The sequence below is a fragment of the Erwinia sp. OLFS4 genome, assembly GCF_002752165.1.
Classification (GTDB): domain Bacteria; phylum Pseudomonadota; class Gammaproteobacteria; order Enterobacterales; family Enterobacteriaceae; genus Izhakiella.
In genome coordinates this window covers 37,672-52,621 of record NZ_MOMB01000001.1, presented here as the reverse complement: position 1 = coordinate 52,621, position 14,950 = coordinate 37,672, and the positions used below count along the sequence as shown (strand labels likewise).

The following is a 14,950-nucleotide window of genomic DNA, read 5'->3' as shown; positions in this document are numbered from 1 at the left end:
ATTACCGTACCTTCAGCGTAGCCAGGCCAATCAGCACCAGCATCAGCGAAATAATCCAGAAGCGCACGATAACGCGCGGTTCCGGCCAGCCCTTCAGTTCATAATGATGATGAATCGGCGCCATACGAAAAATGCGCTGGCCGCGCAGTTTGAAAGAACCCACCTGTAAAATCACCGAGAGTGTTTCGACAACAAAAACCCCTCCCATGATCACCAGCAGGAACTCCTGACGTAATAACACCGCAATGGTGCCCAGCGCGCCCCCCAACGCCAGCGAGCCAACATCGCCCATAAATACCTGTGCCGGATAGGTGTTAAACCAGAGGAAACCAAGGCCGGCACCCACAATGGCGGTACACACAATAACCAGTTCACCGGCATGGCGCAGATAGGGAATATGCAGGTAGTTGGCAAAATTCATATTACCCGTCGCCCAGGCCACCAGCGCGAACCCGGCAGCAACAAATACCGTTGGCATAATGGCCAGGCCATCAAGGCCGTCCGTCAGATTGACGGCATTGCTGGTCCCGACAATGACGAAATAGGCCAGCAGAACATAGAGCAAGCCAAGTTGCGGCATAATGTCTTTAAAAAAGGGCACCACCAGCTCGGTCGCCGGCGTATCTTTGCCGACGACATACATGGTAAACGCCACGCCGAGGGCAATCAGCGACTGCCAGAAATATTTCCAGCGGGCAATCAGGCCCCTGGTGTCTTTGCGCACCACCTTGCGATAATCATCAACAAAACCCACTACGCCGTAGCCCACCAGCACCACCAGTACGCACCAGACATAAGGGTTTGACGGATACGCCCACATCAATACAGAAACCGTAATGGAGGTCAGAATCATCAGACCGCCCATGGTTGGCGTCCCGCGTTTGCTGAAGTGTGATTCCGGTCCGTCGTTGCGTACCACCTGACCAAAAGACATTTTTTGCAGGCGGGCAATCAGTCGCGGCCCCATCCACAGTGAAAGGAACAGAGCGGTCAGCAGGCTGACAATGGCGCGAAACGTCAGGTACGAAAAGACGTTAAAGCCGGAATAAAGAGTGACCATATGCTCGGCCAGCCAGACTAACATGATCCATTCTCCTGTATGTAATGCACCACCTGCTCCATGGCAGCACTACGTGAACCTTTTACCAACAGCGTCACCTGCGGATTTGCATGTAACAAGGCCAGCGCTCTTACTGCCAGCGTAAGTCTGTCAGTAAAATGCTCCCCTACCCCGCTGGCCTGTGTAATAAAATGGCTTAGCTGGCCGGTGCTCAGAACTTTATCTATCCCCGCCCGCCGTGCCGCTTCACCTACCTGACGATGACAGCTTTCCGCTTCTTCACCCAATTCAGCCATATCCCCGACGATCATCACCCGGTAACCCGGCATGTCCGCCAGCGTTTGCACCGCGGCCATCATTGATCCGACGTTGGCGTTATAGCTGTCATCCAGCAGTAGCTTGCTGTCACTTAACACTATCGGGAACAGGCGCCCCGGCACCGCCTGCAAGGTTTTTAACCCTTGCTGAATGGCCGTTAACGGTGCACCCACCGATAAAGCCAGCGCCGCCGCCGCCAGCGCATTGGCGATGTTATGCCGGCCGGGTAGGGGTAGCTGTATCGCCATGTCTCCCTCCGGCGTGTGCAGCATGAATGCAGTACCACCAGCGCTAATACGCAGGTCGCTGGCGTAAAATTCACTGTCTGCGTCCTGTGTGGCAGAAAAGCGCCAGACGCGGCTGACCTGCAAATCACGCTGCCAGTTGTGCCAGTCATGGCTGTCAGCGTTAAAAATTGCGGTGCCTGTCGCGCTCAGTCCGGAAAATATTTCCCCTTTTGCCCTGGCAACCCCTGCCAGTGAACCAAAGCCTTCCAGATGTGCAGCCGCCAGGTTATTGACCAGCGCACTTTCAGGACGAACCAGTTGGGTGGTATACGCGATTTCACCCTGGTGATTGGCACCCAGCTCAATCACTGCATAGCGATGTTGTTGCGTCAGACGCAGTAACGTCAGCGGTACGCCAATGTCATTATTCAGATTGCCGGCGGTATACAGGGTGTCACCACAGCAGCGCAGGATCGCCGCAGTCATCTCTTTAACCGAGGTTTTACCTGAAGATCCGGTCAGTGCTACCACCCTGGCACTGCTCTGCTGGCGTACCCAGCCCGCCAGCCGGCCAAGCGCAATACGGGTATCGGCTACGACAACCTGAGGTACGGCCACCTGTAAGTGCTTACTCACAAGTAAAGCCGCCGCTCCGGCGCCGATCGCATCGCCAACAAAATCATGGGCATCAAAGCGTTCGCCCTGCAGCGCAATAAACAGTGCGCCAGCTTCAACCTTGCGGGTATCGGTAGTGACACGGTCGATGGTCAGGTTGCTACCAATTAGCCGCCCGTCAACAGCGGCGGCCAGTTGCTGCAGAGTCAGGCTAATCATGCTATCCCCCCCAGCAACCTTGCCACCGTGGTACGGTCTGAGTAGTCCAGCCGGCGGTTACCAATTATCTGGTAATCCTCGTGGCCTTTGCCGGCAACCAGCACAATATCGTTCTCAGTCGCCTGCATAATGCTGTGGGTAACCGCTTCTGCCCGGCCGCTTACTGCCCGGGCACGTCCCGCGTCCAGCATGCCGCTCAGAATATCGCTAATGATTGCCTGCGGATCTTCACTGCGGGGGTTATCATCGGTCACCACCACAATGTCAGCAAACTGCTCGGCAATCGCTCCCATAAGTGGGCGCTTACCTTTATCGCGATCGCCGCCACAACCAAAGACGCACCAGAGTTTCCCCTGACAATGTAGCCGTGCGGCAGCCAGCGCTTTTTCCAGGGCGTCCGGAGTATGGGCGTAATCCACCACGACCGTCGGTTTACCAGGCGCAGTAAATACTTCCATGCGCCCGCATACCGGCAGCAGCCGATGGCCGCTACTGACCAGCGCGCTGAGCGGAAATCCCAGTGCCAGCAGCGTCGCCAGCGCCAGCAACAGATTACTGACGTTAAATGCCCCCATCAGGCGGCTATCGAGCGTGCCGCCGCCCCAGCTTGAATCAAAGGTAATGCGCGCGCCGTTATCGTGATAGTCGACGCCACTGGCCTGCAGCCAGCGGCCTCGCTGCCCCGGCTGCAGATTTCGTTCCAGGCTTACCGCGACAGCATCCGGTAAATTTTCCAGCCAGCGGCAGCCGACTTCATCATCGGCATTGATAATTGCCACACCGACCTGGTGTTCAGAAAACAACAACCATTTGGCGGCTTCATAACTGGCCATATCCCCGTGGTAATCGAGATGGTCACGGCTGAGGTTGGTGAAAACGGCGGCAGCAAAAGGCAGCGCAGCAACCCGATGCTGTACCAGACCGTGTGAAGAGACCTCCATCGCCGCCAGCGTGGCTCCCTGCTGCTGTAATCCATACAGGGTATGCTGGACATCCACTGCCGACCCCGTGGTGTTTTCCGCGGCAACCAGCTGACCATAGAGGCCGTTACCTACGGTTCCCATCACCGCGCTGGTTTCCCCCAGCAGGGTTGCCCACTGCGCCAGTAACTGCGTAGTGGTAGTTTTGCCGTTGGTGCCGGTGACGCCAATCAGCGTCAGTTTTTCCGCCGGATTAGCGTAAAAACGCCCGGCCAGTGCCGACAGGCGTTGTGAAAGGTCAGCCAGGTATATCACCGGAACCCCGTGCATTTCGCTCACCTGTCCGTCGGTCGCGACGCCCTGGGCTTCAGCAATAATGGCCGCAACGCCCTGGGCAATCGCCTGGGGAATAAAGCGGCGGCCGTCCGCCATATGACCTTTAACCGCCACAAACAGATCGCCGGCAGCCGCAACGCGGCTGTCCAGTGTCATGTCCCGGAGCGGACGCTCCGGTGCTGCAGGCACCCAGGGGGCCAGCAGTGCACGTAAATTACGATCTGTCACCGGCGCCCTCTTTTCTGTTAATCACAATGTCGTTTTCTCCGGTTGGCAACGCATCCGGTTCAATGTTCATGGTACGCAATACGCCCCCCATGATGGCGCCAAATACCGGCGCAGAAACCGCGCCGCCATAATATTTGCCGGCCTGCGGGTCGTTAATCACCACCACCAGCGCAAAACGGGGGTTACTGGCAGGGGCTACACCGGCGGTATAAGCGATATATTTATTGATGTAATGGCCATCGGGGCCGACTTTTTTCGCCGTCCCGGTTTTGATAGCAATGCGATAACCTTTAATTGCCGCTTTCACCCCGCCACCGCCCGGTAAAGCCACGCTTTCCATCATATGCACCACGGTTTTCACCAGCGCTTCAGGAAAGGCGCGCTGTCCGGCGACCGGCGGATCCACTTTGGTAATAGACAACGGACGGTAAATGCCAAAACTGCCGATAGTTGCATAGACCCGCGCTAACTGTAACGGTGTTACCATTAGCCCGTAGCCAAAAGAAAAGGTGGCCCTCTCTATGTCAGACCACCGTTGTTTTTGAGGATATAAGCCACTGCTTTCTCCGACCAACCCCAAATTGGTCGCTTTACCCAGTCCAAAACGAGAGTAAGTGTCTACTAACGCTGAGGATGGCATCGCTAACGCCAGACGCGAGACGCCCACGTTACTCGACTTCTGTAATACCCCGGTCAGGGTTAATTCGTTATAACGGGCAACGTCCTTAATCGGATGGCCGTTAATGGTATAAGGCACGGTATTTAGCACACTGTTTTCCCGCACAACGCCACGTTGCAGGGCGGTCATCACTACCATCGGCTTCACCGTTGAACCCGGCTCAAAAATATCGGTAATAGCCCGGTTACGCATGACATCTTTTGGCGTATTACTCAGGTTATTCGGGTTATATGCCGGACTGTTAACCATCGCCAGCACTTCACCCGTACTGACATCCACCAGCACCGCCGTGCCAGACTCCGCCTTATTGAACGAAACTGCATTATTCAGTTCACGGTAAACCAGCGCCTGCAAGCGTTCATCAATGCTGAGCACCAGGTTATGCGCGGCCTGACTGTCGACAGAGGAGATATCCTCAATGACGCGGCCGAAGCGATCTTTACGTACGGTACGTTCGCCTGGCTGGCCGGTCAGCCATTTATCAAAGCTTTTTTCAACGCCCTCAATGCCCTGGCCGTCAATATTGGTAAAGCCAATCAGATGCGAAGTCACCTGGCCTGCAGGATAGTAACGACGTGACTCTTCACGCAGATAAATCCCCGGCAGTTTAAGCTTTTTAATGTAATCACCAATGGCCGGATTCACCTGACGCGCCAGATAAACAAAACGCCCTTTCGGATTGCTGTTTATCCGCGTGGCGATCTGGTCAAGCGGGAGAGAGAGCGCATCTGACAACGCCTTCCAGCGACTGTCAACGCTCACCCCGCCGTGTTCATTTAGCTCTTTAGGATCGGCCCAGATGGCATTCACCGGTACGCTGACCGCCAGAGGCCGCCCGGCGCGATCGCTAATCATGCCACGCGCAGCCGGCACCGACTGAACGCGCAGCGAACGCATATCGCCAGCGCGCACCAGCTCTTCCGGATTGATGACCTGCAACCATGCCACTCGAGCCAGCAATCCCCCGAGTGCAAGCAAAATGCCGCCGCACAGCAACGCAAAACGCCAGCTCACGAAGCTGGCCTGCAGTTCCTGCTTTTTCTTTTTCAGGGCATTTGCGGCTCTCATAGAGTCCGTCGTTCCTTATGGCTGTACGACAATATTTTCCTGCGAAGGATCAACATGCTGCAATTGCAGTTTCTCCGTCGCGATTCGCTCCACCCGGCTGTGGTCTCCCAACGCATTCTCTTCCAGAATCAGATTGCGCCATTCAATGTCGAGCGCATCCCGCTCAAGTACCAGTTGTTCACGCTGCGCCGTCAGCAAACGGGTTTTATGGGCTGTGGTAACCACCATCAACGCGGTCACCAGCACGGCAACCAGCAACATCAGCGCAAATTTACCGTGACGCAGAATGTCACCCGCAATGGCACCCGGCAGACTATGGCGTTCGCCGGCCATTAGCTGGCGCTCCTTTCGGCAATACGCAATACCGAACTGCGTGCCCGCGGGTTACTCGCCACTTCCTGTTCGCCAGGCATCATTTTGCCAAGGCTTTTGAGGCGAAAACCGCCGCGATGACGCAGCTGTTCCTCGGTAAGCGGTAAACCCGCCGGGACCTGTGGTCCGCGGCTTTGTTCGCGCATGAAACGTTTTACAATACGGTCTTCCAGTGAATGGAAACTGATAACCGACAGGCGTCCATGGGGCGCCAGCACCTTCAGCGTACCTTTCAGCACCTGGTCAATTTCTTCCAGTTCACTGTTTACCCAGATGCGAATAGCCTGAAAACTGCGGGTCGCCGGGTGTTTAAATTTGTCTTTTACCGGCGTGGCGCTATCAATTACCGCGGCTAAATCTTTCGTGCGAACGATAGGTTCAATGCGGTTACGCGCGACAATTGCCCGGGCGATACGTTTAGCAAACCGCTCCTCGCCGAAGGTTTTCAGTACAAAAGCAATATCTTGTTCTTCCGCCTGCCGCAGCCAGTCCGACGCCGACATCCCACGGCTGGGGTCCATACGCATATCCAGCGGACCGTCGCGCATAAACGAAAACCCGCGGTCGGCATCATCAAGCTGTGGCGATGAAACACCAAGATCGAGCAACACGCCGTTAATTTTTCCGGTAAGTCCACGCTCTTCCACGTAGTCAGCCAGCGCCGAAAAAGGGCCGTGAATAATGGTAAAGCGCGGATCGGTTATCGCCGCGGCGGCGGCAATAGCTTGCGGATCGCGATCGATGGCATACAGTTTCCCGCTCTCACCAAGCTGGGAGAGGATGCGTTGCGAATGCCCACCTCGTCCAAAGGTGCCATCGATATAAATGCCGTCGGATTGAATATTAAGGCCGTTCACGGCCTCATCCAGCAGCACGGTGGTGTGTTTAAACGTATCCTGCATAGCTAAAGCGATAAATCCTGCAAACGATCAGACATCGGGGTCTGCGTCAATTGTTCCGCGTCAATATCCTCCCTGACTTGCTGATACCAGGCTTTCTCATCCCAGAGTTCAAATTTATTGAACTGCCCGACCAGCATGACTTCTTTAGTCAGGCTGGCATGCTGACGCAGCGTATTTGCCAGCAGTAAACGGCCGGCATTGTCCATCTGACATTCGCTGGCATGACCCAGTAACAAACGCTGAACGCGTCGTTCCGCCGGATTCATGCTCGACAAACGTGACAGTTTTTGTTCGATTATTTCCCATTCCGGCAGGGTATAAAGCAACAGGCATGGCTGATGGAGGTCAATGGTACACACCATTTGCCCCTGTGATTCCCCGATCAGCAATTCACGATAGCGCGTTGGTACCGCCAGTCGTCCTTTGCCGTCGAGATTGACTAACGTAGCTCCACGGAACATGCCAGTCTCACCCCTCAGTTACCCTTTATCACCACTTTAACCCACAAATTCCCACTAAAAGAGTTTACGGAGCGAAGGAAAACATTGTCAAGCCGCAGTGGGCGCCAAACCGGATTATTTATTTGGGGAATTAAACGGTAAAAATTGGGAGATGAGATCTGTCCGGGGTAAAATGGAAATTAACCTGATGAATAATGACAAAAATTTCTGAAATTGCTCAGCAGAATGGGAATCGGTTCTGACATAACTGGAAAAATAATAAAAACATTCAGTTTGCGATCGCAACGACATTTTAAGCCATTTCCGAATCGCTTCCCAGCACAAAAACGACAACAAGGGGTTAAAAACCGTGCTCAGGCAGGCAAGCGGGTAACGGAAAAACCGGGCGACAGGCAATAACTTTTAATTACTTTTTTAAATAATCGCTTGCTGAGGCCATTTTTATCAAACTCTTCAAACCTGACTGATTAAAAAAATTAACCGCAGAGCCGGCATCCTTTTTTAACCGCCAGCCTGACAACAGGTTAACGGATCGGCTCTGCACAGCGATCTGTATTACTGATGAAAAAAATCTACAGCGATCTGCGATTAAGCAGGCCGCGATGAAACAAATTGCGCCGGATACGGGTGAGGCCAGGTTTTGGTTTACGCGGCTCGTCCAGACTGGCAAGCACCAGCTCAAGTACCCGTTCGGCAACATCACGATGGCGCTGACCCACTGCCAGCACCGGGCATTCGAGGAAATCCAGCAGTTCGTGATCGCCGAAGGTGGCAATGGCGAGGTTTTTCGGCAGATGACCTTCGCGCTTCAGGGTGGTATCCATCACTCCTTGCAGTAAACCAAAAGAGGTGGTGAATAATGCCTCCGGCATCGGTTTATCCTGTAAGTATTGCTCAAACAGGCTGGCAGCCGCACCGCGCTCAAAACTGTTGGCATAAAGATATTCAACCGGCCGCGGATCTTCCCGCCAGGCCTGGCGAAATCCAATTTCCCGCAAAAAACTGACCGACAGTTCCGGCAACGCCCCCAGAAAAAGAACGTTATTAACCGGCAATTTGCGCAGTTCCGCCGCCAGGGTTTCCGCATCATCCTGATCGGCGCCAACCACACTGGTGAAATGCTCACGGTCCAGCGCCCTATCCAGCGCAATAATGGGCAGCGGATCCTTGACCCAGCGCTGATAAAAAGGATGTTCCGGCGGCAATGAGGTGGAAACGATAATGGCATCCACCTGACGCTGCAGCAGATGCTCAACACAGCGCATTTCGTTATCGGGTAAGTCTTCAGAACAGGCGATCAACAACTGGTAGCCGCGCTGGCGCGCCTGGCGCTCCAGATAATTAGCAATCCGGGTATAGCTGGTATTTTCGAGGTCGGGGATAACCAGGCCAATCGAGCGCGTGCGTCCGGCACGCAAACCCGCTGCTACCGCATTCGGGTGATAATTATGCTCACGCACCACCGCCATCACTTTTTCAACGGTTTTTTCGCTGACACGATACTGCCTGGCCTTACCGTTAATGACATAGCTGGCCGTGGTACGCGACACGCCGGCGAGACGTGCAATTTCATCCAGTTTCACACTAACCCCACATGGTTCGCCCGTATACCCAGGCCATCAATAGCCATAGCATAACTATGGATAACTCAATGTTAACATTCAACAGCAGATTGCGCAGATGAGCAACCGCTTTTGTCAGCAGCCGGCTGGCGTAAAAGCGCATAAAAAACCCGGCTATAGCCGGGTTCAGCACCCTTGCCAGCGGGTCAGCGCATAATCCTGTCACCACGCGCCACGCCAACGACGCCGGAACGGGCAACTTCCACAATCTCTGCCACTTCGCGCACGGTATTGAGGAAAGCATCAAGTTTGTCACTGGTGCCGGCCAGCTGCACGGTATAAAGCGATGGCGTCACATCAATAATCTGCCCGCGAAAAATTTCCGCGCTGCGCTTGACCTCTTCGCGGCCGTACCCTGTCGCCTGCAACTTAACCAGCATGATTTCACGTTCAACATAGCTCCCCTGCCCCAGCTCGCTGACGCGCAGAACATCCACCAGCTTGTGCAGCTGTTTTTCAATCTGTTCCAGTACTTTTTCATCACCAACGGTCTGGATAGTCATGCGCGAAAGCGTCGGATCGTCAGTCGGCGCCACCGTGAGGCTTTCAATGTTATAGCCACGCTGTGAAAACAGGCCAACAACACGGGACAAAGCGCCGGACTCATTTTCCAGTAAAACCGATAAAATTCGACGCATAATCAGGTCCTCTCCGTTTTGCTTAACCACATTTCATCCATTCCCCCGCCACGAATATGCATCGGGTATACGTGCTCACTGCCATCCACCACCACATCAACAAACACCAGACGGCCATTAGCCAGCTGAGCCAGCGCTTCTGTCAGCTTGCTTTCCAGTTGCTCCGGTTTTTCAATCGCAATACCCACGTGACCATAGGCTTCAGCAAGGCGCACAAAGTCGGGCAGTGAGGCCATATATGACTGAGAGTGGCGTCCTGAATAAATCATATCCTGCCATTGCTTTACCATGCCGAGATAACGATTGTTAAGATTGAGCACCAGTACCGGCAGGTCATACTGTAACGCGGTGGAGAGTTCCTGAATATTCATCTGAATACTGCCGTCACCGGTCACACAGATGACGGTTTCATCAGGCAGCGCCAGCTTTACGCCCAATGCTGCTGGCAGGCCAAAACCCATCGTGCCGAGGCCGCCTGAATTAATCCAGCGGCGTGGCTTATCAAAGCGGTAGTAAAGCGCGGCAAACATCTGATGCTGGCCGACGTCGGAAGCAACAAAAGCATTGCCGCCGGTGAGCCGCCAGATGGTTTCAATCACTGCCTGTGGTTTAATCGTCTCACTGTGACGATCGAATTCAAGGCACTGACGGCTGCGCCAGTGCTCAATCTGCTGCCACCAGTCACGCAGGCTGTCGAAATTTTGCGTCACCTCGCTCTGGGGTAGCTGTTCAAGCATCTGCTCCAGCACCTGCAAAGCATCACCGACGATGGGGATGTCCGCCTCAACGGTTTTGGAAATTGACGTCGGGTCAATATCAATATGCAGTATCGTGGCATCCGGGCAATATTTAGCCAGATTATTGGTGGTACGATCGTCAAAACGTACGCCAACGGCAAAAATCAGGTCAGCGTGATGCATGGCCATATTTGCTTCATAGGTACCGTGCATACCCAGCATACCAAGGCTCTGCCGGTGCGTGCCGGGAAAGCCGCCCAGTCCCATTAACGACGTGGTGACCGGTAAATTGAGCTTTTCCACCAGCTGCGCTAACACGCTTTCACTGCCGGAGGTGATCACCCCGCCGCCGGCGTACAGCACCGGGCGCTGTGCCTGTAACAGCGTTTGTAACGCGCGGCGTATCTGACCTTTATGGCCCTGGGTGGTCGGGTTATAAGAACGCATACTGACCGTTTCAGGCCAGACGTAAGGCAACTTATTTGCCGGATTCAGAATGTCTTTTGGCAAATCGATAACCACCGGCCCCGGGCGGCCGCTGGCAGCCAGCCAGAATGCTTTTTTCAGTACTCCGGGAATGTCTTCAGTCTGTTTCACCAGGAAGCTGTGTTTAACCACCGGGCGGGAGATACCCACCATGTCACACTCCTGGAATGCATCGTAGCCAATCAGCGTGGAAGGCACCTGGCCGGACAGAATAACCAGCGGAACAGAGTCCATATAGGCAGTGGCGATACCGGTAATTGCGTTGGTCGCCCCCGGGCCGGAGGTGACCAGCACCACGCCGACATCGCCGGTAGAACGCGCATAACCATCGGCCATATGCACCGCACCCTGCTCATGGCGCACTAAAATATGATCGACGCCGCCGACAGTTTGCAGTGCGTCATAAATATCCAGCACGGCGCCGCCGGGGTAACCGAACACATGTCTGACGCCCTGGTCAATCAATGACCGGACGACCATCTCCGCTCCTGACAACATCTCCATTTTTGCCTCCAGGCTTTTAGGAATACTGAACTAACCTGCAATGACGATGACACACCGCTGATAAAAGCAGCCTGGCAAGGTCGACATCTTTAATTGATAAGCACGGAATTCATTTCCACGCCGGCTACCGGGTAGTCACGCTGCGTGATGAGAAAATGCCTGACGAATTACCTTAACCGCTGTCGGGCTGGCAGGCAAACGCTGCCGTGGCGAATTGATGTTTATTTGCCGGCAGGCTTTTCCGGGGAACACGTGGAAAACCGGACAACAGGAAAATAAAACCGGCAGACTTTAGTGAATTATTTCGAAATATAAAATTTATTTAGTGATTATATTTTGTCTTTGAAATAAGCGTGGAGGATTACGCCTGGGTAGTTTCATTCTCCTGGCTAAAGAAAGTCTGAACTGCCACTTCTGCTGACAGGGACAAAATAATTCACCATATAACCGGCCATAACCCCTTAAAATATACTGATTACCTGCGTGAGACTATTACAGGGCACACCAGACTTTCATGGTCTCAGTATTCACAATGAATATTATTAAAATAACTATCAATCAATCAGTTAAATAAATTACCCCTGGCACTTTTTCTTTGCCTGCATTGCCAGCATATTCCGCTAACCGCAGCCAGTGAACCGCGCTTAGCGGTGGTTGACATTACCCGGTAAATCAAGTACCAATTAACCATCATTAATTAATTAAGGTTTGCCGGTCATGCGTTTTACCCGCCGTCTATCAAATCTACTACTACACGCCTTCACTGCGCGCGGTAGATTTGTGGGTGGTTTTACGGGGTAATCCTCAACCTGCAGACACTATAAGAACCCGCGCCAGTGCGCGGGTTTTTTTATGCTCGTTGCACGGGTGACATAAACGACAAGGAACAATTCAATGAGCCAACAAGTCATTATTTTCGATACCACGCTGCGCGATGGCGAACAGGCATTACAGGCCAGCCTGAGTGTTAAAGAAAAACTGCAGATCGCACTGGCGCTGGAGCGGCTGGGCGTGGATGTGATGGAAGTCGGTTTTCCGGTCTCTTCTCCTGGCGATTTTGAATCCGTTCAGACCATTGCCCGGCAAATCAAAAATAGCCGGGTTTGCGGGCTGGCGCGTTGCGTTGAAAAAGATATCGACGCCGCCTATGAAGCGCTGCGGGTGGCACAAGCATTTCGTATTCATACCTTTATTGCCACATCACCCATGCACATTACCACCAAACTGCGCAGTACGCTGCCGGAGGTGATTGAACGGGCAGTGCATATGGTCAAACGTGCACGTAACTACACCGATGACGTGGAGTTCTCTTGTGAAGATGGCGGACGAACCCCCATCGATGACCTGTGTCGCATTATCGAAGCGGCCATTGATGCCGGGGCGACCACTATCAATATTCCCGACACCGTCGGTTACACCCTGCCCCATGAATATGCCAATATTTTCACTCAGGTGCGTCAGCGCGTACCAAATATTGATAAGGCGATTCTGTCAGTACACACCCATGACGATTTAGGTATGGCGGTGGGTAACTCGCTGGCAGCGGTGATGGCCGGCGCACGCCAGGTGGAAGGTGCTATGAACGGACTGGGAGAGCGTGCCGGCAACTGTTCGCTGGAAGAAGTGATTATGGCAATTAAAACCCGCAGCCAGATGATGAATGTACACACCAATATCCATCATCAGGAACTTTACCGCACCTGCCAGACCGTCAGCCAGATTTGCAATATGCCGGTTCCGGCGCAGAAAGCCATTATTGGTGCCAATGCCTTTGCCCACTCTTCCGGTATTCATCAGGACGGCGTGCTGAAAAACCGGGAAAATTATGAAATCCTGACGCCGGAATCAATCGGCATGAAGCAGGTACAGCTCAATCTGACCTCACGTTCCGGCCGTGCTGCAGTAAAACATCGCATGGATGAAATGGGCTACCAGGAAACAGAATATAATCTCGATACGCTGTATGACGCCTTTAAAGCGCTGGCAGATAAGAAAGGTCAGGTGTTCGACTACGACCTGGAAGCACTGGCATTTATTAATAAACAGCAGGAAGAACCGGAGTTTTTTCAGCTGGAAAGCTTTAGCGTCCAGTCCGGTTCGGCCATCCTCGCTACCGGATCAGTTCAGCTGAAATGTGGTGGCGAAATCAAGGCGGAAGCCGCCAATGGCAACGGCCCGGTCGATGCGGTCTATCAGGCGATTAACCGTATTACCGGCTACGATGCCACTCTGGTCACTTATCAACTGACCGCCAAAGGACAGGGCAAAGATGCGCTGGGCCAGGTCGATATTGTGGTGAACTACAATGACCGCAAGTTTCACGGCATCGGACTGGCCACCGACATTGTTGAATCCTCAGCAAAAGCGATGGTCAGCGCGCTGAATAGTATCTGGCGTGCCCGTCAGGTTGAACAGGAACTGCAGCGTAAATCAGTCAACAAAAACCATAAGGAAACGGTGTAATGTCAAACAATTACCATATCGCAGTATTACCTGGTGACGGCATCGGCCCGGAAGTAATGAGTCAGGCGATGAAAGTCCTTGAGGCCGTGCGCCAGCGGTTCGGTATGCGTATTACCACCAGTGAATACGACGTGGGCGGCATTGCCATCGATCGCCATGGCGAACCGCTGCCTGCAGCAACGGTAGCAGGCTGTGAGCAGGCCGACGCCATCCTGTTTGGTTCCGTCGGCGGGCCGAAGTGGGAACACCTGCCACCGGCTCAGCAACCTGAACGCGGCGCTTTACTGCCATTACGTAAGCACTTCAGATTATTCAGCAATCTGCGTCCGGCCAGTCTCTACAAAGGCCTTGAAGCCTTCTGTCCGCTGCGCAGCGATATTGCGGCCAGAGGCTTTGACATTTTATGTGTCCGTGAGCTGACCGGCGGCATCTATTTTGGCCAGCCAAAGGGCCGTGACGGCAGCGGGCCACATGAACGCGCTTTTGATACCGAAGTTTATCACCGCTTTGAAATTGAACGCATTGCCCGCATTGCCTTTGAATCGGCACGTAAGCGACGCCATGTGGTCACCTCAATCGATAAAGCCAACGTGCTGCAAACCTCGGTGATGTGGCGAGAGGTGGTTAATGAAATCGCCAGAGACTATCCGGACGTAACGCTGAGTCATATGTACATTGACAATGCCACCATGCAGCTGATTAAAGATCCAGCCCAGTTTGATGTGCTGCTCTGTTCTAACCTGTTCGGCGACATTCTTTCTGACGAATGCGCCATGATAACCGGCTCGATGGGGATGCTGCCCTCTGCCAGCCTGAACGCCGATGGCTTTGGGTTATATGAGCCAGCTGGCGGCTCGGCGCCGGATATCGCCGGCAAAAATATTGCTAATCCGGTGGCGCAAATTCTGTCGCTGGCGCTGCTGCTGCGTTTCAGCCTGAATGCCGATCCGGCGGCTGATGCGATTGAGCGCGCCATTAACTTTGCCCTGGAACAAGGTCACCGTACCAGCGATTTGGCTGGCGGCGGTCAGTCTGTCAGTACCGATGAAATGGGCAGCATCATCGCCCGTTTCGTTGCCGAGGAAAAATAAAAAA

At 53.7% G+C, this 14,950-nt stretch carries 12 protein-coding genes; 2 read left to right on the top strand and 10 right to left on the bottom strand.

Going from position 1 to position 14,950, the window contains the following annotated elements:
- Position 1: 1 nt before the first annotated feature.
- From mraY to ilvI, 10 genes are all read right to left on the bottom strand, one after another.
- Entirely contained in the window at positions 2 to 1,084 is a 1,083-nt protein-coding gene (gene mraY / locus BL249_RS00215) for a phospho-N-acetylmuramoyl-pentapeptide-transferase (protein ID WP_099706417.1), read from the bottom strand.
- Positions 1,078 to 2,439: a UDP-N-acetylmuramoyl-tripeptide--D-alanyl-D-alanine ligase gene (gene murF / locus BL249_RS00210; protein WP_099706416.1), complete on the bottom strand. Its 1,362-nt coding sequence runs from the start codon at positions 2,437 to 2,439 to the stop codon at positions 1,078 to 1,080. The genes mraY and murF overlap by 7 nt, the downstream gene beginning before the upstream one ends.
- A complete protein-coding gene (murE, locus tag BL249_RS00205; RefSeq protein WP_099706415.1) occupies positions 2,436 to 3,923 on the bottom strand; it encodes a UDP-N-acetylmuramoyl-L-alanyl-D-glutamate--2,6-diaminopimelate ligase in 1,488 nt (495 codons plus the stop codon). Before murE ends, murF begins: the two co-directional genes overlap by 4 nt.
- Positions 3,910 to 5,670: a peptidoglycan glycosyltransferase FtsI gene (locus BL249_RS00200; protein ID WP_099706414.1), complete on the bottom strand. Its 1,761-nt coding sequence runs from the start codon at positions 5,668 to 5,670 to the stop codon at positions 3,910 to 3,912. Before BL249_RS00200 ends, murE begins: the two co-directional genes overlap by 14 nt.
- Before the next feature lie 15 nt (positions 5,671 to 5,685).
- Positions 5,686 to 6,003: a cell division protein FtsL gene (ftsL, locus tag BL249_RS00195; RefSeq protein ID WP_099706413.1), complete on the bottom strand. Its 318-nt coding sequence runs from the start codon at positions 6,001 to 6,003 to the stop codon at positions 5,686 to 5,688.
- On the bottom strand, positions 6,003 to 6,944 hold the full coding sequence (gene rsmH, locus BL249_RS00190; protein WP_099706412.1) for a 16S rRNA (cytosine(1402)-N(4))-methyltransferase RsmH: 942 nt from the start codon (positions 6,942 to 6,944) through the stop codon (positions 6,003 to 6,005). Before rsmH ends, ftsL begins: the two co-directional genes overlap by 1 nt.
- A 2-nt stretch (positions 6,945 to 6,946) precedes the next feature.
- Entirely contained in the window at positions 6,947 to 7,405 is a 459-nt protein-coding gene (gene mraZ / locus BL249_RS00185) for a division/cell wall cluster transcriptional repressor MraZ (RefSeq protein ID WP_099706411.1), read from the bottom strand.
- A gap of 572 nt (positions 7,406 to 7,977) precedes the next feature.
- Positions 7,978 to 8,988 carry a catabolite repressor/activator gene (gene cra / locus BL249_RS00180; protein WP_099706410.1) on the bottom strand — a complete coding sequence of 337 codons (1,011 nt, stop codon included), beginning with the start codon at positions 8,986 to 8,988 and terminating at the stop codon, positions 7,978 to 7,980.
- Between the two features lie 185 nt (positions 8,989 to 9,173).
- A complete protein-coding gene (ilvN, locus tag BL249_RS00175) occupies positions 9,174 to 9,665 on the bottom strand; it encodes an acetolactate synthase small subunit (RefSeq protein ID WP_099706409.1) in 492 nt (163 codons plus the stop codon).
- Positions 9,666 to 9,667: 2 nt separating this feature from the next.
- Positions 9,668 to 11,392: an acetolactate synthase 3 large subunit gene (gene ilvI, locus BL249_RS00170; RefSeq protein WP_099706408.1), complete on the bottom strand. Its 1,725-nt coding sequence runs from the start codon at positions 11,390 to 11,392 to the stop codon at positions 9,668 to 9,670.
- A gap of 894 nt (positions 11,393 to 12,286) precedes the next feature.
- Here ilvI and leuA point away from each other — a divergent pair.
- Both leuA and leuB read left to right on the top strand, forming a co-directional pair.
- Complete coding sequence (leuA, locus tag BL249_RS00165) at positions 12,287 to 13,855, top strand: 2-isopropylmalate synthase (protein ID WP_099706407.1); 1,569 nt, start codon at positions 12,287 to 12,289, stop codon at positions 13,853 to 13,855.
- Positions 13,855 to 14,946 (top strand): 3-isopropylmalate dehydrogenase, encoded by a 1,092-nt coding sequence (leuB, locus tag BL249_RS00160; protein ID WP_099706406.1) that lies wholly within the window; start codon positions 13,855 to 13,857, stop codon positions 14,944 to 14,946. Before leuA ends, leuB begins: the two co-directional genes overlap by 1 nt.
- Positions 14,947 to 14,950: the final 4 nt, after the last annotated feature.